This window comes from Anabaena sp. CCY 9613 (assembly GCF_963920895.1).
GTDB lineage: Bacteria > Cyanobacteriota > Cyanobacteriia > Cyanobacteriales > Nostocaceae > Cyanocohniella.
Map to the genome: position 1 here is coordinate 102,956 of NZ_CAWUDE010000009.1, position 21,971 is coordinate 124,926.

General features: G+C 43.2%; 18 protein-coding genes. 10 read left to right on the plus strand and 8 right to left on the minus strand.

The window, feature by feature from the left end:
* Nucleotides 1–12: 12 nt before the first annotated feature.
* Nucleotides 13–498 (minus strand): 2-C-methyl-D-erythritol 2,4-cyclodiphosphate synthase, encoded by a 486-nt coding sequence (gene ispF / locus ACM0OT_RS12685; RefSeq protein ID WP_414564704.1) that lies wholly within the window; start codon nucleotides 496–498, stop codon nucleotides 13–15.
* 26 nt (nucleotides 499–524) lie between these two features.
* Complete coding sequence (trmD, locus tag ACM0OT_RS12690; RefSeq protein ID WP_414564705.1) at nucleotides 525–1,244, minus strand: tRNA (guanosine(37)-N1)-methyltransferase TrmD; 720 nt, start codon at nucleotides 1,242–1,244, stop codon at nucleotides 525–527.
* A gap of 718 nt (nucleotides 1,245–1,962) precedes the next feature.
* Between trmD and ACM0OT_RS12695 the strand changes: the two genes are divergently transcribed.
* Together ACM0OT_RS12695 and cphA are read left to right on the plus strand one after the other, a co-directional pair.
* The gene (locus ACM0OT_RS12695; RefSeq protein ID WP_414564706.1) at nucleotides 1,963–2,826 is read left to right on the plus strand and encodes a cyanophycinase; all 864 of its coding nucleotides are present in this window, start codon (nucleotides 1,963–1,965) and stop codon (nucleotides 2,824–2,826) included.
* Nucleotides 2,827–2,994: 168 nt separating this feature from the next.
* Entirely contained in the window at nucleotides 2,995–5,697 is a 2,703-nt protein-coding gene (gene cphA / locus ACM0OT_RS12700) for a cyanophycin synthetase (protein WP_414564801.1), read from the plus strand.
* 40 nt (nucleotides 5,698–5,737) lie between these two features.
* Here cphA and tatA read toward each other — a convergent pair whose 3' ends face one another.
* Together tatA and ACM0OT_RS12710 are read right to left on the minus strand one after the other, a co-directional pair.
* Nucleotides 5,738–5,911, minus strand: a complete 174-nt coding sequence (gene tatA, locus ACM0OT_RS12705) for a twin-arginine translocase TatA/TatE family subunit (protein WP_414546393.1) — start codon at nucleotides 5,909–5,911, stop codon at nucleotides 5,738–5,740.
* Between the two features lie 51 nt (nucleotides 5,912–5,962).
* Nucleotides 5,963–7,366, minus strand: a complete 1,404-nt coding sequence (locus ACM0OT_RS12710; protein ID WP_414564707.1) for a serine/threonine protein kinase — start codon at nucleotides 7,364–7,366, stop codon at nucleotides 5,963–5,965.
* 94 nt (nucleotides 7,367–7,460) lie between these two features.
* On the opposite strand from ACM0OT_RS12710, the gene cbiT reads away from it, so the two are divergent.
* Both cbiT and ACM0OT_RS12720 read left to right on the plus strand, forming a co-directional pair.
* Nucleotides 7,461–8,063, plus strand: coding sequence for a precorrin-6Y C5,15-methyltransferase subunit CbiT (gene cbiT / locus ACM0OT_RS12715; protein ID WP_414564708.1), 603 nt, complete (start codon nucleotides 7,461–7,463; stop codon nucleotides 8,061–8,063).
* A 152-nt stretch (nucleotides 8,064–8,215) separates the two neighbouring features.
* Nucleotides 8,216–9,106, plus strand: coding sequence for a phosphatidate cytidylyltransferase (locus ACM0OT_RS12720; RefSeq protein ID WP_414564709.1), 891 nt, complete (start codon nucleotides 8,216–8,218; stop codon nucleotides 9,104–9,106).
* A gap of 59 nt (nucleotides 9,107–9,165) precedes the next feature.
* On the opposite strand, the gene ACM0OT_RS12725 is transcribed toward ACM0OT_RS12720, so the two are convergent.
* Complete coding sequence (locus tag ACM0OT_RS12725; protein ID WP_414564710.1) at nucleotides 9,166–9,879, minus strand: DUF2993 domain-containing protein; 714 nt, start codon at nucleotides 9,877–9,879, stop codon at nucleotides 9,166–9,168.
* Nucleotides 9,880–10,042: 163 nt separating this feature from the next.
* On the opposite strand from ACM0OT_RS12725, the gene ACM0OT_RS12730 reads away from it, so the two are divergent.
* Together ACM0OT_RS12730 and ACM0OT_RS12735 are read left to right on the plus strand one after the other, a co-directional pair.
* On the plus strand, nucleotides 10,043–10,831 hold the full coding sequence (locus ACM0OT_RS12730) for a pseudouridine synthase (RefSeq protein WP_414564711.1): 789 nt from the start codon (nucleotides 10,043–10,045) through the stop codon (nucleotides 10,829–10,831).
* A 2-nt stretch (nucleotides 10,832–10,833) separates the two neighbouring features.
* Nucleotides 10,834–11,643, plus strand: a complete 810-nt coding sequence (locus tag ACM0OT_RS12735; RefSeq protein ID WP_414564712.1) for a helix-turn-helix domain-containing protein — start codon at nucleotides 10,834–10,836, stop codon at nucleotides 11,641–11,643.
* Between the two features lie 69 nt (nucleotides 11,644–11,712).
* On the opposite strand, the gene malQ is transcribed toward ACM0OT_RS12735, so the two are convergent.
* Nucleotides 11,713–13,221: a 4-alpha-glucanotransferase gene (gene malQ, locus ACM0OT_RS12740; RefSeq protein WP_414564713.1), complete on the minus strand. Its 1,509-nt coding sequence runs from the start codon at nucleotides 13,219–13,221 to the stop codon at nucleotides 11,713–11,715.
* A gap of 116 nt (nucleotides 13,222–13,337) precedes the next feature.
* Between malQ and ACM0OT_RS12745 the strand changes: the two genes are divergently transcribed.
* Both ACM0OT_RS12745 and ACM0OT_RS12750 read left to right on the plus strand, forming a co-directional pair.
* Entirely contained in the window at nucleotides 13,338–13,772 is a 435-nt protein-coding gene (locus tag ACM0OT_RS12745) for an NUDIX domain-containing protein (RefSeq protein ID WP_414564714.1), read from the plus strand.
* Nucleotides 13,773–13,876: 104 nt separating this feature from the next.
* The gene (locus tag ACM0OT_RS12750) at nucleotides 13,877–15,250 is read left to right on the plus strand and encodes a Rid family detoxifying hydrolase (RefSeq protein WP_414564802.1); all 1,374 of its coding nucleotides are present in this window, start codon (nucleotides 13,877–13,879) and stop codon (nucleotides 15,248–15,250) included.
* 166 nt (nucleotides 15,251–15,416) lie between these two features.
* On the opposite strand, the gene ACM0OT_RS12755 is transcribed toward ACM0OT_RS12750, so the two are convergent.
* Nucleotides 15,417–16,070 (minus strand): (2Fe-2S) ferredoxin domain-containing protein, encoded by a 654-nt coding sequence (locus ACM0OT_RS12755; protein WP_414564715.1) that lies wholly within the window; start codon nucleotides 16,068–16,070, stop codon nucleotides 15,417–15,419.
* Nucleotides 16,071–16,140: 70 nt separating this feature from the next.
* On the minus strand, nucleotides 16,141–16,398 hold the full coding sequence (locus ACM0OT_RS12760; RefSeq protein ID WP_414564716.1) for an Asr1405/Asl0597 family protein: 258 nt from the start codon (nucleotides 16,396–16,398) through the stop codon (nucleotides 16,141–16,143).
* Between the two features lie 562 nt (nucleotides 16,399–16,960).
* On the opposite strand from ACM0OT_RS12760, the gene ACM0OT_RS12765 reads away from it, so the two are divergent.
* Entirely contained in the window at nucleotides 16,961–17,515 is a 555-nt protein-coding gene (locus ACM0OT_RS12765) for a Dps family protein (protein ID WP_414564717.1), read from the plus strand.
* A gap of 742 nt (nucleotides 17,516–18,257) precedes the next feature.
* The gene (gene carB, locus ACM0OT_RS12770) at nucleotides 18,258–21,575 is read left to right on the plus strand and encodes a carbamoyl-phosphate synthase large subunit (protein WP_414564718.1); all 3,318 of its coding nucleotides are present in this window, start codon (nucleotides 18,258–18,260) and stop codon (nucleotides 21,573–21,575) included.
* Nucleotides 21,576–21,971 lie beyond the last annotated feature (396 nt).

A 21,971-nucleotide genomic window follows, 5' to 3' on the forward strand; every position in this document is an offset into this window, starting at 1 on the left:
AGTTAAGAAAAATTACGTTTCAGCCACCAGTAAAACGACAGCATAAGCACATATACCTTCTTCTCGACCAACGGGGCCTAATTTTTCATTGGTGGTGGCTTTGATGCCAATTTGATTGGGTGGTAATTCTAAAACAGTTGCTAGCTTATCCCGCATGTTTTCAATATGCGGTTTTAATTTAGGACGTTCTGCTACTACTACTGAGTCAATATTGCCTATTTCCCAGCCTTGATCTCGAATTAGCTGATGTACTTGAGTTAATAGCACCAAACTATCTGCTCCAGCCCATTGAGGGTCACTAGGGGGGAAATAATGACCAATATCCCCCAAGGATAATGCCCCCAAAATGGCATCCATAATGGCGTGGGTCAGTACATCAGCATCACTATGTCCTAATAAACCCAATTCATGGGGAATTTGCACGCCTCCTAAAATTAAAGGGCGATCGCTCACCAACTGGTGGATATCATAGCCGTTACCAATCCGAATTTTAGTCATTAGTCATTAGTCATTGGGAAAAAACTTTACCCCTGCTCCTCTGCTCCCCTGCTCCCCTGCTTCTCCTGTTGCCATTTTTCCAGTAAATCGGGGCGGCGATCGCCTGTTCTTTGAATTTGTTGTTCAAACCGCCAACGTTGAATGGCTGCATGATTCCCTGATAATAAAACATCAGGCACTTTCCAGCCACGAAAATTGGCGGGACGAGTGTACTGGGGATAGTCTAGCAATCCTTCTTCAAAACTTTCTGCCTTTAGGGACTCGACTTTGCCCACGGTTCCTGGTAAAAGTCTTACCACACCATTAATTAATGCCATTGAAGGAATTTCTCCTCCAGTGAGAATAAAATCACCCAAAGATACCTCACGAGTAACTAAATGCAACACCCGCTCATCTACACCTTCGTAATGCCCACAGATCACTACTAGCTGGTCATAACTTGTGGCTAATTCTCGCAGCAATGGTTGGTTGATGGTTTCACCCTGGGGACTCATTAAAATAATCTCTCTCCGGGGGAGAGTTGGTAGCGATTCCACAGCGCTGAAGATGGGTTCTGGCTTCATGAGCATTCCCACCCCGCCGCCGTAAGGTTCATCATCCGCCTTGTGGTGCTTATCAGTGGTAAAATCCCTGGGATTAATCAGATTAACTTGGGCAATCTGTTTGGCTAAGGCTTTACCCAGCAACCCCGAACTTAAAACTGAGGTAAAACAGTCAGGAAAAAGTGTAACTATATCAAAGCGCACAGTAATTCGTATTCGAGAACACTAATCTAAAGAATGAATGTCTAGCAAACACCATCAGCCAATGTAGGATAGAACTACAGATAAGTTTAATCAATAGTGTCTAAAAGTACCAGAACTATTGATTTTTGGTAGGATCAAAAGTTTTTCTAATTACTTAATTTGTGTTTAAATATTGTCACAAGTACATTTAAATTAATAATCTGACCAAGTTAACAACTTCCAGGATGCATCGAGCCAGCCTCAGAAAAAGCGTGTTAAGACCTGCTCGCCCCCAATACCAAAGGGGAAATCTAGTCTCCCAAGCATTATTATTTTGCCAGTCTGGAAAAAGTGGACAGGTGAACAACAAGGCGCTGGCTTTGAGGATCAGCAATGGACACATGAATATTGAGGCTTCTCCTGAGGTCGACGCTGCGCGAACATGTGTATTCAGCGAGAAGTTGGATAGCCAACTTCAGACAAGTGTCCTCCCCAAAAAAAAGCAAAGTGCAAAAATCATCAGGCTACTGATAAGTTGTGTGGCCATGGCCATACCTTGTTAAATTCACACGCCATTCGCCATAAGCCCTTCGGGTACTCTTCCCTTCGGGACGCTCCGCGAACGAGAACCCCTTCGGGGAACGCCGTCCCCTAGGTCGGGAAACCCTCCTTCAGGGCTGTCTTACCGGGAAACCCGTCCAAGGCGATGGCTCCTGAGGTTGTTGACAGGAGAAACATAATGCCGCAATTAAAAGCTAAATCGCTGGAAATGAGGACACCCCAAGCAACTAAAACCGCCGTTCTAGTTATCGGAGGCGCAGAAGATAAAGTTCATGGACGCGATATCCTCAGAACTTTTTTTGGTCGTGCCGGTGCTAGTAAGGCCTATATTACAATTATTCCATCGGCCTCTCGTGAACCGGCCATTATCGGTGGTCGGTATATTCGCATTTTTGAAGAAATGGGTGCTGAGAAGGTCGAGATTTTAGACATCCGCGAACGGGAACAGTGCGAAACGCCCCAAGTTAAAGCATCCCTGGAAGCCTGTAGTGGGGTATTCCTCACGGGAGGCGACCAGTTACGTCTGTGTGGTGTATTGTCAGATACGCCAGCTATGGAAATTATCCGACAGCGGGTGCGATCGGGACAGCTGACCCTAGCAGGAACTAGTGCAGGGGCGGCTGTAATGGGGCATCACATGATTGCTGGCGGTGGTAGTGGTGAAACTCCAAATCGTTCCTTGGTCGATATGGCAACGGGTTTGGGTTTTATCCCGGAAGTGATTGTTGACCAGCACTTTCACAATCGTAATCGCATGGGTCGTTTGATTAGTGCGATCGCAGCTCATCCTGACCGTTTAGGCATTGGCATTGATGAAGATACTTGTGCTGTATTTGAACGCGATGGTTGGCTACAAGTTGTGGGCAAAGGCAGTGTCACCATTGTCGATCCCACAGAAGTAACCCATACAAATGAACCTCATGTCGGCGCTAATGAACCTCTAACTGTGCATAATTTACGATTGCACATCCTCAGTTATGGCGATCGCTTTCACCTGTACCAGCGGACTGTATTGCCTGCTGTGCATCGCATCTCCAGCTGACGGAATAGCGTATCCGAGGTTACACTGTGTTGATCGCTTTATTTCTTGCGGTAGAAAAATGAGAATAATACCATAAAAAAAGAAAAAACTGTTTATTATGAACAGTTTAGCGGTCAATTTCAGTAAGAAACTAGAATTTTGGTTCCGAATCTCCATCTACCTATTCCCATGAGAATCCTCAAGATCCAGACCTTACGCGGCCCAAACTACTGGAGCATTCGACGCCACAAGCTGATCGTCATGCGCCTCGATTTAGAAACCCTTGCCGAGACGCCCTCAAATGAAATCCCTGGCTTTTATGAAGGGTTAGTAGAGGCGTTGCCAAGTCTGGAGGGTCATTATTGCTCGCCTGGCTGTCGCGGTGGTTTTTTAATGCGGGTCAAAGAAGGCACCATGATGGGCCATATCGTGGAACACGTAGCCTTAGAACTCCAGGAATTAGCTGGAATGCATGTCGGCTTTGGGCGCACACGCGAAACTGCCACACCTGGCATTTTCCAGGTAGTAATTGAGTACTTGAATGAGGAGGCGGGACGCTACGCCGGACGAGCCGCTGTGCGGCTGTGCCAAAGTATTGTTGATAGAGGTCGTTATCCCAAGGCAGAACTCGAGCAAGATATCCAAGATCTGCAAGACTTATGGCGTGAATCTTCTTTAGGCCCTTCGACAGAAGCCATTGTCAAAGAAGCTGAAAAAAGAGGTATTCCTTGGATGCAGTTGAGTGCGCGCTTTTTGATTCAGTTGGGCTATGGCGTGAATCAGAAGCGGATGCAGGCAACAATGACCAGTAAAACGGGCATTTTAGGGGTAGAACTAGCTTGCGACAAGGAAGCCACCAAGCGCATTCTCGCAGCCGCAGGAGCGCCAGTACCCAGAGGTACTGTAATTAACTTTTTGGACGATTTAGAAGAAGCCATCGAATATGTGGGCGGCTATCCCATTGTCATTAAACCATTAGATGGTAATCATGGACGCGGTATTACCATTGATATTAGAAACTGGGATGAAGCCGAAGCAGCCTACGAAGCGGCGAGACAGGTTTCTCGGTCAATTATTGTTGAACGTTACTATGTAGGGCGAGACCATAGGGTACTAGTTGTTGATGGCAAAGTAGTAGCAGTAGCCGAACGTGTGCCAGCTCATGTAGTGGGCGATGGCAGATCTACTATTGCTGACTTAATTGAAGAAACCAACAAAGACCCCAATCGTGGTGAAGGGCACGATAACATCCTCACCAAAATCGAACTAGACCGTAACAGCTACCAATTGCTAGAAAGGCAAGGTTTTACCCTCAATAGTGTACCACCCAAAGGTACAATTTGTTACCTAAGAGCAACGGCTAACTTAAGTACAGGTGGTAGTGCCGTAGATCGCACCGATGAAATCCACCCAGAAACCGTTTGGTTAGCCCAAAGGGTAGTGAAAATTATTGGTTTGGACATTGCCGGACTGGATGTTGTCACTACAGATATTAGCCGCCCTCTGCGGGAAGTAGATGCTGTGATTGTGGAAGTGAACGCAGCCCCCGGCTTCCGGATGCACGTCGCCCCCAGTCAAGGTATTCCCCGCAACGTTGCCGGCGCAGTTATGGATATGCTGTTCCCCAGTGAACAATCTAGCCGCATTCCCATTCTTAGTGTGACGGGCACTAATGGTAAAACTACAACTACTCGATTGTTAGCACATATTTATAAACAGACAGCTAAAGTAGTAGGTTATACCACAACTGATGGAACATACATCGGTGAATACTTAGTAGAATCTGGAGATAATACAGGGCCACAAAGCGCCCATTTAATTCTGGAAGACCCAACAGTAGAAGTAGCGGTACTAGAAACAGCGCGAGGTGGCATTCTGCGGTCTGGGCTAGGGTTTGAAACTGCCAATGTAGGTGTAGTGCTAAATGTTGCGGCTGATCATCTAGGCATAGGTGATATAGACACTATCGAGCAGTTAGCTAACCTCAAAAGTGTAGTAGCAGAAGCCATATTTCCTGATGGCTATGCAGTACTCAACGCTGATGATCACCGGGTGGCGGCCATGGCAGAGAGAACTAAAGCTAATATTGCTTACTTCACAATGAATCCCGACTCGGAATTGGTGCGGAAACACATCCAAAAGGGAGGAGTAGCGGCAGTTTATGAGAACGGCTATTTGTCAATTGTCAAAGGCGATTGGACCCATCGCATCGAAAGAGCAGAAAATATTCCCTTGACAATGGGTGGAAGAGCGCCGTTTATGATTGCCAACGCTTTAGCGGCTAGTTTGGCAGCCTTTGTGCAAAACGTCACAATTGAGCAGATTCGTGCTGGCTTGAAGACCTTCCGGGCTTCTGTGAGTCAAACGCCAGGACGGATGAATTTATTTAATTTGGGGAACCACCACGCTTTAGTGGACTATGCTCACAATCCAGCCAGTTATGAAGCTGTGGGTTCTTTCGTTCGTAACTGGACTACAGGACAGCGAATTGGTGTAATTGGTGGGCCAGGCGATCGCCGTGACGAAGATTTTGTGACTTTGGGTAAACTCTCAGCCGATATTTTTGACTACATCATTGTCAAAGAAGACGACGATACTAGAGGACGCCCACGGGGATCGGCTGCTGGTTTAATTATCAAAGGCATCACCCAAGTAAATCCAGATTGTCACTACGAGTCAATTTTGGATGAAACCGCAGCCATCAACAAAGCTCTAGATATGGCTCCTGATAACAGTCTGGTGGTAATTTTGCCAGAAAGTGTCAATCGGGCGATCAAATTAATTAAGATGCGCGGTTTAGCGAAAGAGGAGGTACAGCAACAAAATACCTCCACGACAATCGTAGATTCCCAAAATGGGGTGACATCTTCTGTTATCAATACTTTGCTTTAGGGAAATAGTAGAGACGGTGGTATCGCGTCTCTACTGCTAACTATTGCTGTTCTTTTTCTGAATCAGTGTCATCATCAGTATTGTTTAATTCCTCTTTAAAACCTCGTAAGGTCTTACCCAGTGCATTTCCCAGTTCAGGAATTTTTTTCGGCCCAAAAATTACAATAGCGACTATGGCAATTATGCCTACTTCCGGCCATCCCAGTCCAAACATGTGTCTCTCCTGTCAAGGGGTCTTTCTTAACTATAGACATTAAAGGACTACTTATTTTGTGATTTCAATCCCTAACCAATCGCTTAATTCGTAGGCTAGCCATTCCAATTCCGCCTCAGATTGGATACCACCATAATTGACACTCAGTGGGTATTTCCGGACTCCTGCCCAAATATCTAGTTGTGCCGATACTGTGGTTTTATCGCCGTCAGAATCTTTAGTAAAGTGTTTGGGAACGTAAACGAGTTTAGTGATACTTTCTTTGGGCGATGGCCGGGGACGATTAAATTTTAATCCCAATAACTCATAAGTAAAGGCAATTTGCTGGTCATTCAAGTGCAGTCGAATGCGGCCAAATATACCCAGCAACACATTCCAGATCATAAATAGCCCCACACCCCAAAAAGGCAGCGAGAATAAAGCAAAAGGCACATTCACCGGAAAAGGTGCAGCAAGCGCGCCAATTGTCCAGAATAGGATAAAAGAATTCCAGGCGATCGCAAACAACCCAGTGAATAACATTGAAGGTTGAAAGCCCACTGGGGGAATAAAGATGTCTAAAAATTCTCGATTTTTGGTAATTTGAATTTTACTACCAGCAGGTTTAACAGTAGGTTTACCAAGAGTTACCGTATTAGTTCTAGTCAACTGTGGCTGATCTAAAGCTTTTAAAGCTTCCACAGCAGAACTTGTCCGCCGTTCCACCATCGGTTCAGTCATCCACTGTAACCAGCGCGTCAAGCCTGGACTCAGATGAGTTACTTGCTCAAACTGAATCCGAAAATCCTTTTGGGGTAAGTCGGCTGGATGAGTACCCGTCACCAAATAAATTAAAGTTGCGCCTAAACTATACAAGTCAGAGGCCGGAACAGTCCGCGCCCCAAATTGTTCTGGTGGCATATAACCATAAGTTCCCACCACAGTCCTAGTTCCGCCTTCAGCTGCGAGGACAGTTTGTACTGAACCAAAATCTACTAAATAAACTTGTCCAACACTATTGCCAGAACGCTCACCCAAGAGAATATTGCTAGGCTTAATATCACGATGGATCACAGGCGGATATAGCCCATGTAGATAAATGAGAATTTCTAAAAGGGCTGTGGCGACTTGTTTAACTTCAGCTTCAGTAAAACTCCGCCCAGTTTGTAAGTATTGCTCTAATGTTTGGGCTGGGATATAACTCTGTACTAAGGCAAATCCTTTGATGGTGGGTGAATTAACTTCAAAATAGTCTAAATAGCGAGGGATAGCCGGGTGAGATAAAGATTTTAATGTTTCGGCTTCACGCTCAAACAGCTTAAGATCATCCCATTCAAAGTCACTCCCAAAAGTAAGTAACTTGATCACAACCAATTCACCAGTTGTCTGATCCTGAGCTAATAGCGTCCGCCGCCCTGACTTTTTTCCCAAGAGTTGCTGAACTGCGTAGCGGTCGCCTAAAATTTCGCTGACCATTATGATTGCTGATAACGCTGTGTTTAAAAGCTTTTATAGCTTATGGCTTGTCAAATTGGGCAAGCTAATACCTTTAGTATAATTGTGTCTTTCTATGCCTTCCCAACTTTGGCCTTATATTACCCCTGGTATTCCCGATGAATTATTTGAGCATTTGCCAGGTATTCCCTTTACTCAGCGAGAAGTGCGGCTGTTATTGATTTCCCAACTGCGGCTACAACCTGATTCGGTATTGTGGGATATTGGGGCGGGGACAGGGACAATTCCGGTAGAAGTAGGATTACTGTGTCCCCAAGGGCAAATTATCGCTGTGGAACGGGACGAAGAAGTAGCCAACTTAATTAAGCGTAACTGCGATCGCTTTGGGGTTAAAAATGTAGAAGTAATTGAAGGTAGCGCCCCAGAATGTTTGCATGATCTCAAAGTAACTCCTCACCGGGTTTGTATTGAGGGTGGAAGACCTATTCAGGATGTTTTACAAGCAGTATGGCAATATTTACCATCATCAGGTAGAGTGGTCGCCACAGCTGCTAATCTAGAAGGCTTGTATGCTATTTCTCAAAGCTTTTCTGTATTGCCAGCCAGAAATATCGAAGTTGTTCAATCAGCAGTCAACCGTCTAGAAACGCGTGGCTTTTCCCAAACCTTTGCCGCTGTTGATCCCATTTTTATCCTCAGTGGTGAGAAACTAGACTAGAGACTAGAGACTAGAGCAAAAAATACTTCCACCCTGCGGGAAGCCACAAACAGCGTCTACATCTCCTCTATCTTCCCCAATCACCGATTCCCATTGCCCCTGATCCCCAGAGGGGGCCCCGAGTTCCCCAATACCTCATTCAAAATACTTCTATGCCTTGGTCTCGAATTATTAGTGGAATTATAGCGATCGCTCTTGCTCTAGTTGCAACTCTTTTGGGGGGTTGGTACTTTACTATCGCAATTGCAGTGGTCGTATTTTTAGGTCAAGAAGAATATTTTAATTTGGTGCGTGCTAGAGGTATTGTTCCTGCTGCTAAAACCACCATGTTTGTGAGTCAAGCTTTACTGGTGATTTGTAACGTTAATGTCACTTTGGCGGATGCTGTGATGCCCATAGCTGGGACGCTAATTTGTTTTTACTTACTTTTTCAGCCGAAAATGGCCACAATTGCGGATATTTCTGCTTCGATTATGGGGCTATTCTATGTAGGTTATTTATCGAGTTACTGGGTAAGATTACGCACTCTTGATAGTGTAGCCACGAGTAATCTCCCGCTTGGTGGTTATTGGCCTACAGATTGGACAAATATTTTACAGGAGAAAAGTTTTGCTTCTTTGCCACAGGGGTTGACGTTGACAGTGCTGACTTTCTTTTGTATATGGGCTACTGACATCGGCGCTTACGTTTTTGGCAAATTCTTCGGTAAAACCCGTTTGTCTGACATCAGTCCCAAGAAAACTGTTGAAGGTGCTGTGTTTGGGATCATTGCTACTATAGCCGTAGCCGTAGCAGGAGCTTATTATTTGCACCTACCACAATTTCTTTTCACTGGTGTAGCATTAGGTTTGCTGATTGGTATTGCCAGTCTTTTGGGTGATCTCACAGAATCTATGCTCAAGCGTGATGCTGGTGTCAAGGATTCTGGTCAGTTGATCCCCGGTCACGGAGGCATCTTAGACCGCACTGATAGTTATATCTTCACAGCGCCCTTAGTTTACTATTTTGTGACGCTTTTATTACCATTGATTGCAAAGGTTTGAGGTTAGGCTAGAGGCTAGAGGTTAGAGTAATTTTTTCCATCTCCCCATCTCATCTCTCCTTAAGGATTAACATTAATCCGTCCTTGACACACCAACTGACCGGGGATCAAGTTGAGTTCTTGAATATCGACATCTGAGCCAAGATCCAAATTGTAACTATGCTCATTTTCCACAAGTGGTATTTCGTTTTGAATGACTTGAATCTGTGATAATTTCAATTCACGATTGCCAATTAACTCCAAACTTAAATAAATATCCAGAGGTATAGATTCGCTAGTGGGTGCTAAAATAGCACGGAGTCTAATTTGATTATGATCCAGGATAATTTTTTGCCAAACAATTGGTGGGGATTTTAGAGAATATTCTGGTATAAGTTTAACCAGTACATCATTTAAAGCAGTTGATAAAAGTTCAGATGAAAGGGAACTATTTAAATCCTTTTCCTCAACTACTAAATCCCCAATCACGGGTACTATTTCTAACAGTCTGAGTGGTTGACCTTTGAGTACTGAGCCTATATTGACCTGAATATTTTCTGCTAAGAGTTGAATTCGTGTAACATGAAGGCCTTGATACACGGCATCACTCGCTATTATAGAAACCCAGGGAATGCGACCAGAGAGAAGTTGGCGATCGCTCGCTTTAATTTCTACCTCTAGTTGAGATACTTGAGTGACTTGTGATTTTAACCAGAGTTTTAGAGCTTTTGTGAGTACATTTGTAATGATGCGGATTTTATGTGAACTTTTGGCTGAGGAATTTTCTTCTGGCATTTAACCACTAAGGTGATGGATATTTGCTAAACAACTAACTAAACTGAAATAAGCTTTAAATGTAACATTTATGGCTACTCAGCACAAAATACAAATATGATGAATATTATCTAATTTTTGTACTCTTTCTACAAATTTTCCCAGTATATTCAGTAATTTCAACATGGAGGCGCGGTTACAAAAAGTTCTAGCTCAATGGGGTATAGCCTCACGTCGTGAAGCTGAGGAAATGATTCGGCGATCGCGTGTGCGGATTAATGGAGTATTAGCACATTTAGGTCAGAAAGTTGACCCTCAAAAAGATACCATTTCCATAGATGGCAAACCAGTATCTGCTCGGCAGCAGCCGCCTGTAATATATCTATTACTAAATAAACCACCTGGAGTGGTTTCTACCTGCTATGACCCTCAGGGAAGAACAACAGTTTTAGATTTACTTCCTGAAGAATTACGCCAGGGTTCAGGTCTGCACCCAGTTGGTCGTCTAGATGCAGATTCCACAGGAGCTTTAATCCTGACCAATGACGGGGAACTTACATTTGCACTCACGCATCCACGTCACAGTGTCCCTAAGACTTATCAGGTTTTGGTCAAGGGACATCCATCAGAAGCCGTGCTAGAAATGTGGCGTCAAGGTGTGACTTTAGAAGGGCGAAAAACACGCCCCGCTAAAGTGAACTTAACAGAAAGTCTTGCTAAAAACAGTAGTTTAGAAATAGTTTTGAAGGAGGGGAGAAACCGACAGATTCGCCGTGTAGCCCAACAGTTGGGATATCCCGTAATTAAGCTACATCGTACTGCCATAGGCCCAATTCAATTACAAATCTCAAAAGCACCCTTGTTACGTGAGGGTGACTATCGTCTACTTAAAGATGCTGAAATTCGCTTTTTAAAAGAGCAGGTTAAGCATCTACCTATTAAAGATTCAGCTGAGGTCAGGAGCGGAGATTAAGCATGAAATGGCTAAAAAGTAAAGAACAAGAGCAGCCGACATTTTCATTAGCACAGCAACAAGCGGAAAAATTGGCAGAAATGGGCGCTCAATTGAGAGAAAACCGAAAAAACCGGGCTTTATCTCTAGAAGAAATGGTAGTTTTAACCAAGATTCCCCGGCGATTGTTGCAGGCGATTGAAGAAGGTAATTTAGAAGATTTACCAGAACCAGTTTATATTCAGGGTTTAATCAGGCAATTTTCCGATGCACTGGGCTTTCAGGGATTAGAATTTGCCAGTAATTTTCCTTTAGATTCCCATTCAGTCAGCATCCCACCTACTGAAAAAAATCATTCTATTGGTTTACTACGACCGCTTCATCTTTACTTACTTTATATATTTGTTATTGTCAGCGCTGTAAGTAGCTTGTCTCAATTGCTGAGTAATACTAATACTCTTAGCCATAGCAATCAACAGCCACAAAGAGAAACACTTTATCAATCAGAACCCAATCAAGCAAACTCTCAACAACCCACAAACTTGCAACCTGTAAGCGACACCTCAAATCGCATCAACAATAATCAGTCATTGCAGATTGGTGTCACCTTAAAAGAATCATCTTGGATTCGCGTAGTAGCCGATGGCAAAACCGAGTTTGAGGGTATTCTTCCACAAGGAACTTACCGCACCTGGAAAGCCCAAGAGCAGCTGACAGTAAAAACTAATAATGCCGGTAGTGTGTTGATGAGCGTGAATCAGCAAGAAGCCAGACAAATGGGAGAACCAGGGAAAGAGGGAGAAATCAAGATTGGTGGTAAACCCAGATCTTGAGGAGATGGGGATCAGGGACAAATGAGAAAGTATTTTTGTTCATTTCCCCTACTCCCCACTCCCTTATTTTCACTTTCCTTGCGGTGCGCGTCCGTAGAGTTTAGTGAGATTTTTCAGGCGATCGCCTAGTTCTTCTGTTAACGCTGATGGCTGATAGCGCCAATCCCAATTACCCTCAGCAACACTGGGAAAGTTCATTCGCGCCTCGGTTCCTAAACCCAAGATATCCTGTAAAGGAATAATCGCTTGATTGGCGATGGAACTCAAAGCTAATCGAATGACATCCCAGTGAATACCTTCAGGACTAATACAACCTAAATAAAGTAGTAAGTTTTGCTTTTCCCAATCACTAGCTTGGTTAAACCAGCCTACAGTGGTGTCGTTGTCGTGAGTTCCTGTATACACTACGGCGTTACGTGTGTAATTAAAAGGTAAAAACGGATTACCAGGATCAGAACCAAAAGCAAACTGCAATACCTTCATCCCAGGAAATTCATACTTGTCGCGCAGTGCTTCTACTTCTGGTGTAATGACCCCTAAATCTTCTGCTAAGACTGGTAACTGCCCCAATTGCTGTTTAATCGCATCAAATAACTCGTCTCCTGGGGCTTTCATCCATTCTCCATTCATGGCTGTTTCTTCTCCTTGTTTCACAGCCCAGTAGGCTTCAAAACCCCGGAAGTGGTCAATGCGAATAACATCTATATAATCCAGCATTGCTTCAAAGCGACCCAGCCACCATTTAAAGTCTTGTTTTTGCAATGCCTCCCAGTCATAAACTGGGTTACCCCATAATTGACCGGTTTCACTAAAGTAATCAGGTGGAACTCCTGCCATTAGTGCTGGTTCTCTCGTCTCTTCATCTAGGCAAAAAATTTCGGGATGCGCCCACACATCAGCGCTATCTTGGGCTACATAAATGGGAATATCGCCAACAATGGAAATCCCGCTCATGTTGGCATAGGATTTGAGTTCTGACCATTGGCGGAAAAATTCAAATTGAACGAATTTATAGTAAAAAATTTCAGACGTTAATTGTCGCCGTACCCGATCCATTGCTTCTGGTTCGCGCTTGACAAGTTCTGATTCCCAAGTGTGCCAGCTAGTGTCTTCATGGGCATCTTTCAACGCCATAAATAAAGCGTAATCATCTAGCCAATAAGCTTTACTGTCACAAAAACCTGCAAATTCTGTTTGTTGTAAAGGTGTTGCTTTAACTTGAAAGTTCTCACAGGCTTTTTTCAGCAATGCAATTTTTATGGGCTTAACTTGCTCATAATCTACCTTAGAGTCCTCAAATACTGGTAAATTAGCAAAGTCTTCTTCAGCTAACAAACCCTGCTCTTGCAACTGTTCTGGGTTGATGAGCATGTGGTTTCCTGCCATTGCTGAATAGGAAGCATAAGGAGAATTTCCATAACCTGTTGGCCCTAAGGGTAAGACTTGCCAATATTGTTGGTAACTTTCTCTGAGAAAATCAATAAATTTGTAGGCTTCTAAACCTAAATCCCCAATACCAAATCGACTGGGAAAAGATGTAGGATGCAACAAAATACCACTGGATCTAGGAAAAGGCATATTTAACTTCAAATATAGGAATAAGTGATTGCAACGAATTTATCACGGTAAGGTCAGCTTTGAACGCTAACAGAAAATGAGGGTGAGAGGAAGATTTTACATAATGACTATTGACTATGACTTATAGAAATCCTGCACCAACGGTTGATATCATCATTGAATTGGTGGATCGGCCACATCGACCTATAGTGTTAATTGAGCGGCATAATTCACCTTTAGGTTGGGCGATTCCTGGCGGTTTTGTGGATTATGGGGAACCTGTGGAAGTAGCGGCGCGGCGCGAGGCTGAGGAAGAAATTGGTTTGCAAGTTGAGTTGATTGAACAATTTTTGGTCTATTCTGACCCTATTCGTGATCCGCGTCAGCACACAATTAGTATTGTATTTTTAGCTACAGCATCAGGGGAACCAAATGCGGGTGATGATGCGAAGAATGTGGGTGTTTTTGAGTCTTGGTGTGTGCCGAAGAATTTATGTTTTGACCACGATCGCATTCTCCGGGATTATTGGCGTTATCGGTATTATGGGCTGCGTCCACGGTTGGGTTATTAACGAACCGCCAAGTCGCCAAGGACGCGGAGAGAGGATTTAAGATGAGTATCTATGAATTATTCTCACTGCGTTTATACTGGGTCAGTGGTATTTTATGGTGCATTATGGATGCTGAGGAATTGTTGGAGAAATATGCACAGGGTCATCGGGACTTTAAGAGTGTAAATTTGAGAGGAACAGATTTAAAAGGTGCTGATTTAAGTGGGATCAACCTACAAAATGCTGATCTGACAGGAGCAGATTTGAATGATGCAAACTTGAGCAATGCAATTCTTAATTGTACAAACTTTACCAGAGCATCTTTGACAGGTTCAAAGTTGAGTTGTTTACAAAACAGTTCTTCTGTAAATTTCAGTTGGGCAGATTTGACTTGTGCTGACTTGAGTCAGGCAAATCTAAGTAGCGCCAACTTTACTAATGCCAATTTGGATAATGCTGACTTGAGTCAGGCGAATCTAAGTAGCGCCAACTTTACTAATGCCAACCTGAATGATGCCAAGTTAAGTCAAGCCAATCTCAGTAGCGCAAACTTTATTCATGCCAACTTAGATAATACTAATTTGAGTGATGCGACGCTAGAATCTGCCGACATAACTGAAGCATCCTTGAACAATGCAAACCTTGTGAGGGCAAAACTTACAGGTGCTAATTTGAGTGGAGCTAATTTGACTGGGGTTGATTTGAGTCAAGCAATCTTAAGCAACGTTAAACTCAAAAATGCCAATTTACAGCAAATCAAAATTCGAGGCGTTCGTTTATCTCAACAAGATTTTTCTGGGATGAATTTGGCTGGTGCTGATTTGGGCGCAGCTAACCTCATTGGCGTAAATTTCAGAAAAGCTTGTTTACAAGGGACAAATTTAGATAAGGCGGAACTGCAAAAAACTGATTTGATAAAAGCGAATCTAAATGGAGCAAGTCTGAGGAAAGTAGACTTAACTGGAGCAAATATCTATGGGGCTAGCTTTGCCGAAGCAGACCTAACTGGTGCGATAATGCCTGATGGAGAAGTTTACCAGCTGATCGCCTCTGAGGTGGAAATCGGTAAACAGGAAGCATCGTTAGAGCAAGTAATATCTATGACTCGTAAAGTAATTAATACTGACCAAGCACCTGCACCTGTAGGGCCATATAATCAGGCGATCGCCGCTTCTGGTCAAATGGTATTTGTGGCTGGACAAATTGCCATCGATCCTCGCCTCGGTGATGTTGTCTACACCGATGATATTAAAAAGCAAACTGAGCAGGTAATGGCTAATCTAGAAGCTATTCTGACAGCATCTGGTGCTAGTTTTGAAAATGTTGTCAAAACCACCGTATTTCTCGCTGATATGAATGATTTTGCCGCAGTGAATGCGGTTTATGCTAAATATTTTCCCGAAGATACAGCCCCGGCCCGCGCTTGTGTACAGGTGTCGCGTCTACCTAAGGATGTTTTGGTAGAAATTGATTGTATTGCAGTGATATCTGGAGAATAAGATATGTTAAGCGATCGCCTGCATAAGCCTTCATAATTCTACCAATGGCAGGCGATCGCTCAATTCAAAATTCTTGCTAAAGTTTTGCAAAAATTACTGCCGAATACTCAGGGAACACACCAAATATCTTCTTATTAAATTTTCTTATTAAAAAATCAAAAATTTACTAGCCGTTTCCACGAACTTTGCTGTGAGGTATTACGACTTCTTCTAAATTATCTGGCTGTTGTTCTAGCCTCTTGTCGGCAAAATGCTTGTCCATTATTGCGGGTACTTGCGCTGCGGGAATGCGGCTATAACGGGTTTTGTCTGGCATCACTAGGTTAGGCCCTGCTTTGCAGTTTTTCATACAACCAGTACCTTTAATTGTTACTTGGTCTTCTAAACCGCGATTACTTAAGGCTGCTTCTAAAGCCTGACAAACTGCTTTACCACCGCGTTTCATGCAGTCAGACTTTTGACACACCAGAATTGTGGCTTTATTTTTAGCTGATTTAGCTTTAGGAGTATTAATTGCTGGGGTCTCCTGTACTGGGACTCTGCCTATTTCAGAACGTGCTGCCATCACACGTTCAGCTTTTAATGTAACTTTATCTTTTTTTAGATCGTGCTTTTTATAACCAATAACTTGTAGCCAAGTCCCTGGTGGTAAACGCAAGTCAAAAGCTGCTCGTAAATGTTTAGCAAGTTTAATGTAGCATTCACCTTCAGAAGTAGCTAATAGCAAGCCTTTGAGCTTATAGCCATCTTTGATTACAAAATTAATAAATCTTCCTTCAAGACAAAATTCTGCTGAGTCTGTACTGTAGGATGCACTCATTTTATTTAACCTATGTTTAACTAAGTAGCTTTCTAGCATTAGGCAAGACAATCTCAATCTCTGTTACTTATCAAGATTTTCGATAGCGACTTTGCCAGCTGCGTTCAAGATTCCAAATTAGGTCTTGACGAGAGGCTGTGTATTGCTGCATCACACACCAAAGTTGAATAGCTGCTAAGGGGTTGTCAATTTCCACCTGCAATGGCTGGTTAGTCTGACACCAACAAGGAATATCTAGCTCTTGCAAGCGTTGATAGATTTGCCATCGGTCTGCCCAATTCACCCCAATAACGTACTTTTGCTCTACTTCTGAACTTAACGATTTCAAGAGACTAGCCCTCAACGTGCGACAAAATTGCAGTAACTCTTGTGTCTTGAATCCCTAATTTTCAAAATTTCGGGAATATCACCTCTTCAAATAAGCATAACCTAAGTGCTAACAATTCTCAATTGTCTGAAAAAAGAATCTCAAACCTTTGTAATAATTTCCTGTTATGCGTCTGAGACTAAGGATTAGAGACTAGGGATATGAGGCTACGGTGGTGAAAGCCTAAAACAGTCCCTCTTGTTTTTTGTGTATCTATATCTAGTCTTAATAAGGTACTAAATATAACTACGTATAAATTTGGTTATAAAAATTCTTCTCATAACTAGTGTAGATAATGAGGATTCGCAGAAGATGTTTCAGAGCTTTGATATTTGAAAATTTAGTTTCTAAACATTCTCATTAGTAGTAATTCAAGACTATGTTAATGAGTAATAAATGGACTTTTAACAACAGAAAATTTATATTTTTATGATAATAATCAGGCTTGCTTTTATTTTTTAAATGTTAATATGTAGAAGATAAGCAGTTAAAAGCCGTAACTGTGATAAAGCGAGGAGAACTAATGTCAGATACACAAACTTTGTTACAAAACTTTGGTCAAGTTTACGACAATCCTGTCCTATTGGATCATAGTGTAACCGCCCCAGTAACTGAAGGTTTTAACGTTGTATTAGCTAGCTTTCAAGCACTGTACTTGCAGTATCAAAAGCATCATTTTGTAGTTGAAGGTTCGGAGTTTTACTCACTGCATGAGTTTTTCAGCGATAGCTACGAGCAAGTACAAGATCACGTTCATGAAATTGGCGAACGCTTGAACGGTTTAGGTGGTGTACCAGCTGCCAGTTTCAGCAAATTAGCAGAATTAACTTGTTTTGAGCAAGAGCCAGATGGCGTATATTCTTGTCGCCAAATGATAGAAAATGATCTAGCCGCAGAACAATCAATGATTAACGTCATCCGCCGTCAAGCCTCTCAGGCAGAGAGTTTGGGCGACCGGGGTACACGCTATCTCTACGAACAAATTCTCTTAAAAACTGAGGAACGTGCTTACCATTTGGCGCATTTCTTGGCTAAAGATAGTTTAACCTTAGGGTTTGTTCAACCTGCTCAAAATTAGTACTGTCCTAATTTCGGTTTGGTGTAGTCTACCCTGAGAAAAGAGTTGGCAGTTTTAAACATTAAAAAAATCTAAAAATGGCGGAGATGAAGAAAATATCTCTGCCATTTTTAATGTCAGTAGATGAATGTAGTAAATGTATACAGTATTTAAATAATAAATGTAAAAGATATTAGGAAATAATGGCAATTGCTAATTAGAAAAGTTTTTTATTTAAATTGTTTGCTCACCATACAACGACCAAGTAAACTTTTACTAAAAAAACGCGAAAAATATCTCACCATTGTTCAGCATGAGTCAGTTTCAATTAAAAATTATTTGCAAACAAGTTAAAGTATATTTACAGGGAATTAATTCAAATGATCTATCCTCAATTATCAGCTAAGTGAAGATTTGAGATCGCTAAGTCATAGATTGACTACAGTAGCCTACAGTGTATGTCCCAATGAAAGGGAATAGGCAACAGGGGAGATGAGGAGAATAATCAAGCGATCGCATCGCCTACAATACTGGCCAAGCCAATGGGCTGATACACGGTAGCCGTGGCAGTTTCCCTGATACAATGGCTGGCGTGCTAGGTAATTGAAGATAGTAGCCTAGACATAGGTAGGTGCTTTTGTACTCCTATCACTGTGATCTGTACTATCCAACGACCGAAAACTTAAATAATAAATAAGACGACCGAGGGGAAAGACCCTTAAAATAATCAGGATTTGTATTCTCTTACTCCAACCCAACGACTATGCCCCGCCGTCAAGACCTCCGGAAAATACTATTGTTAGGCTCTGGCCCCATTGTGATCGGACAAGCCTGTGAGTTTGACTACTCTGGGACTCAAGCCTGTAAAGCGCTGCGAGAAGAAGGCTATGAAGTGGTGTTAGTCAATTCTAACCCGGCAACAATTATGACCGATCCAGAAACTGCCGATCGCACTTATATTGAGCCGCTAACACCGGAATTGGTCGAAAAAGTCATCGCCAAAGAACGTCCTGATGCCCTGCTACCAACAATGGGAGGACAAACGGCGCTGAATATTGCTGTAGCCCTGGCGAAAAATGGTGCTTTAGAAAAGTATAACGTTGAATTAATCGGCGCTAAATTACCTGCCATTGAGAAAGCGGAAGATCGCAAATTATTTAACGAAGCCATGCAAAGGATTGGGGTAAAAATGTGTCCTAGTGGCACAGCTTCAACTTGGCCAGAAGCCAAAGCGATCGCCGAACAAATTGGGACTTATCCTTTAATTATTCGTCCTGCCTTTACAATGGGTGGCAGTGGCGGTGGTATTGCCTATAACAAAGAAGAATTTGAAGAAATGGCCCAGGTGGGTATAGATGCTAGCCCTGTTTCCCAAATTCTCATCGACCAATCTCTACTGGGTTGGAAAGAATACGAATTAGAAGTCATGCGCGATTTGGCAGATAACGTGGTGATTATCTGTTCCATCGAAAACCTTGACCCGATGGGTATCCATACCGGTGACTCAATTACCGTCGCTCCCGCCCAAACCCTGACTGATAAAGAATATCAGCGGCTGCGGGACATGGCAATTAAAATTATCCGGGAAATTGGTGTAGAAACTGGCGGTTCTAATATTCAATTTGCCATTAGTCCTGTGACTGGGGATGTAGTTGTCATTGAAATGAACCCCCGCGTTTCCCGGAGTTCGGCGTTAGCTTCCAAGGCTACAGGTTTTCCCATTGCCAAAATGGCGGCTAAGTTAGCTGTGGGTTACACCTTGGATGAAATTAAAAATGACATCACCAAGAAAACACCCGCATCTTTTGAACCAACAATTGACTACGTAGTTACCAAAATCCCCCGCTTCGCTTTTGAAAAGTTCCCTGGTTCAGAACCTGTGCTGACAACTCAGATGAAGTCGGTGGGTGAAGCCATGGCCATTGGCCGGACATTTAATGAATCTTTCCAAAAAGCACTGCGTTCCTTAGAAACTGGACGCGCCGGCTGGGGTTGTGATCAAGCCGAAAAATTACCCAGTGGTGAACAAATTCGCGCCCAACTGCGGACACCGAACCCTGATCGCATCTTCTCAGTGCGTCATGCTTTACAACTAGGGCTGAGTACCGAGGAAATCTACGAACTGACAGGTATTGACCCGTGGTTCTTAGATAAAATGCAGCAACTGTTGGATGTGGAAAAATTTCTCAAGCGCACACCCTTACAACAGTTGACAAAAGCGCAATTATATGATGTGAAACGAGATGGTTTTAGCGATCGCCAAATTGCTTTTGCCACAAAAACCACCGAAGATGAAGTCCGCGCCTATCGCCAAAAATTAGGTGTTACACCAGTTTACAAAACCGTAGATACTTGTGCGGCGGAGTTTGAAGCGTTTACGCCTTACTATTACTCTACCTACGAAGAAGAAAGCGAAGTTTTACCCACCACCAAGCCCAAGGTGATGATTTTGGGTGGTGGCCCTAACCGCATCGGCCAGGGAATTGAATTTGACTATTGTTGTTGCCACGCCGCTTATGCTTTGAAAGGTGCGGGATTTGAAACAATTATGGTCAATTCCAATCCGGAAACAGTTTCCACCGATTATGACACAAGCGATCGCCTGTATTTTGAGCCGTTGACCAAAGAAGATGTGCTGAACATTATCGAAGCCGAAAATCCGGTAGGGATAATTATTCAGTTTGGTGGTCAAACACCCCTGAAATTAGCAGTCCCGTTACAGCAGTATCTTACTGCTCTGGATGAAGCAACAACTCACCCATCATGCCCATCACCCAACCTCCCCGTGACCAAAATTTGGGGGACATCACCTGATTCCATTGACATGGCAGAAAATCGGGAGCGGTTTGAAAAAATTCTCAATCAGTTAAATATTGCCCAACCAGCCAATGGTATTGCCCGCAGTTACGAAGATGCGCTGATTGTCGCCCAACGTATTGGTTATCCGGTAGTTGTGCGTCCTAGTTATGTGTTAGGAGGACGAGCAATGGAAATCGTCTATTCTGATACAGAATTAGAACGTTACATGACCTTTGCGGTGCAGGTGGAACCAGAACATCCAATCTTAATTGATAAGTTCTTGGAAAATGCCATCGAAGTTGATGTGGATGCCATCGCCGATCATACTGGTAAAGTAGTCATGGGAGGCATCATGGAACACATTGAGCAAGCGGGGATTCACTCAGGTGATTCTGCTTGTTCTTTACCAACTATTTCCCTGTCACCAGCAGTTCTCGCACAAATTCGCACTTGGACTGTGCAGCTAGCTCAGGCATTGGAAGTTGTGGGATTGATGAATATTCAGTTTGCCGTGGTGGGCGCTCAAGGTGCTGCGCCGCAAGTCTATATTTTAGAAGCCAACCCCCGCGCTTCACGCACAGTGCCATTTGTGTCTAAGGCTACAGGTATACCACTAGCGAAACTCGCATCCTTGATTATGTCGGGACAAACCTTAGCAGAGCTAGGTTTTACTGAGGAAGTGATTCCCTCACATATCTCCGTCAAAGAAGCAGTATTACCGTTTAATAAATTCCCCGGAACTGATACAATATTGGGCCCAGAAATGCGTTCCACTGGTGAAGTCATGGGGATAGATAGTGACTTTGGGCGCGCCTTTGCCAAAGCGGAATTAGCTGCGGGAGAGCGTTTACCCCTCCAAGGTACTGTATTTGTCTCCATGAGCGATCGCGATAAAACTGCTGCCGTTGATGTGGTCAAAGAATTTATTGACTTAGGTTTCACCGTGATGGCTACTTCGGGTACTGGCCAAGTCCTGCAACAACAAGGCTTAAATGTTGAGTTAGTCCTAAAACTTCATGAAGGTCGTCCCCACGTCCTTGATGCCATTAAAAATCAGAAAATCCAACTCATCATCAACACACCTTCCGGTGAAGAGGCCCAGACTGATGCTAGATTAATCCGGCGCACAGCCTTAGCTTACAAAATCCCCATCATCACAACGATCGCCGGCGCAAAAGCTACTGTTGCAGCCATCCGCTCACTACAAACTACTACTTTAGACGTAAAAGTTATCCAAGAGTACTGCGCGATTTATCAACTAGGCTCTCAACCCAAGAAGTAAGGTATTTGGCTCTGATAGAGCATTTAGGGGCTGTGGGGGAAAATAGAGAATAGTAAAAATTTCCCCCCCGCCTGCTTTCTGAATCTGCATTAAGCAGTATTTACAAGGAAAATTAAGCAATTATTATAGAAGGATAATTATAGATTCTATTGAGATATTTTAAGAAGTATGAGGAATTAATTTTTCTCTGGAGACAATTTTATCATTTGACTTGCCCGGTCGTCTGTCAGCAGTAGCCAGCCTGAGTCTTCTAATCACAGTATCAAAGGGTAAAGACATCGATAACTTCCAGTAGATACGGATAATTCATCACCCTTGTTTTTTCAACTTCTCACTTTCTCAATTGCCCATTAATGCTAAGAGTCTATTGTATAAACTAGAACAGCTAAAAAATTA

Bases quoted from the DNA above. Each gene is read 5' to 3' on its own strand.
- ispF (WP_414564704.1), bottom strand. From the start codon at position 498: ATGACTAAAATTCGGATTGGTAACGGCTATGATATCCACCAGTTGGTG.
- ACM0OT_RS12695 (WP_414564706.1), top strand. From the start codon at position 1,963: ATGCCGCAATTAAAAGCTAAATCGCTGGAAATGAGGACACCCCAAGCA.
- cphA (WP_414564801.1), top strand. From the start codon at position 2,995: ATGAGAATCCTCAAGATCCAGACCTTACGCGGCCCAAACTACTGGAGC.
- tatA (WP_414546393.1), bottom strand. From the start codon at position 5,911: ATGTTTGGACTGGGATGGCCGGAAGTAGGCATAATTGCCATAGTCGCT.
- ACM0OT_RS12710 (WP_414564707.1), bottom strand. From the start codon at position 7,366: ATGGTCAGCGAAATTTTAGGCGACCGCTACGCAGTTCAGCAACTCTTG.
- cbiT (WP_414564708.1), top strand. From the start codon at position 7,461: ATGCCTTCCCAACTTTGGCCTTATATTACCCCTGGTATTCCCGATGAA.
- ACM0OT_RS12720 (WP_414564709.1), top strand. From the start codon at position 8,216: ATGCCTTGGTCTCGAATTATTAGTGGAATTATAGCGATCGCTCTTGCT.
- ACM0OT_RS12725 (WP_414564710.1), bottom strand. From the start codon at position 9,879: ATGCCAGAAGAAAATTCCTCAGCCAAAAGTTCACATAAAATCCGCATC.
- ACM0OT_RS12730 (WP_414564711.1), top strand. From the start codon at position 10,043: ATGGAGGCGCGGTTACAAAAAGTTCTAGCTCAATGGGGTATAGCCTCA.
- ACM0OT_RS12735 (WP_414564712.1), top strand. From the start codon at position 10,834: ATGAAATGGCTAAAAAGTAAAGAACAAGAGCAGCCGACATTTTCATTA.
- malQ (WP_414564713.1), bottom strand. From the start codon at position 13,221: ATGCCTTTTCCTAGATCCAGTGGTATTTTGTTGCATCCTACATCTTTT.
- ACM0OT_RS12745 (WP_414564714.1), top strand. From the start codon at position 13,338: ATGACTTATAGAAATCCTGCACCAACGGTTGATATCATCATTGAATTG.
- ACM0OT_RS12750 (WP_414564802.1), top strand. From the start codon at position 13,877: ATGGATGCTGAGGAATTGTTGGAGAAATATGCACAGGGTCATCGGGAC.
- ACM0OT_RS12755 (WP_414564715.1), bottom strand. From the start codon at position 16,070: ATGAGTGCATCCTACAGTACAGACTCAGCAGAATTTTGTCTTGAAGGA.
- ACM0OT_RS12765 (WP_414564717.1), top strand. From the start codon at position 16,961: ATGTCAGATACACAAACTTTGTTACAAAACTTTGGTCAAGTTTACGAC.
- carB (WP_414564718.1), top strand. From the start codon at position 18,258: ATGCCCCGCCGTCAAGACCTCCGGAAAATACTATTGTTAGGCTCTGGC.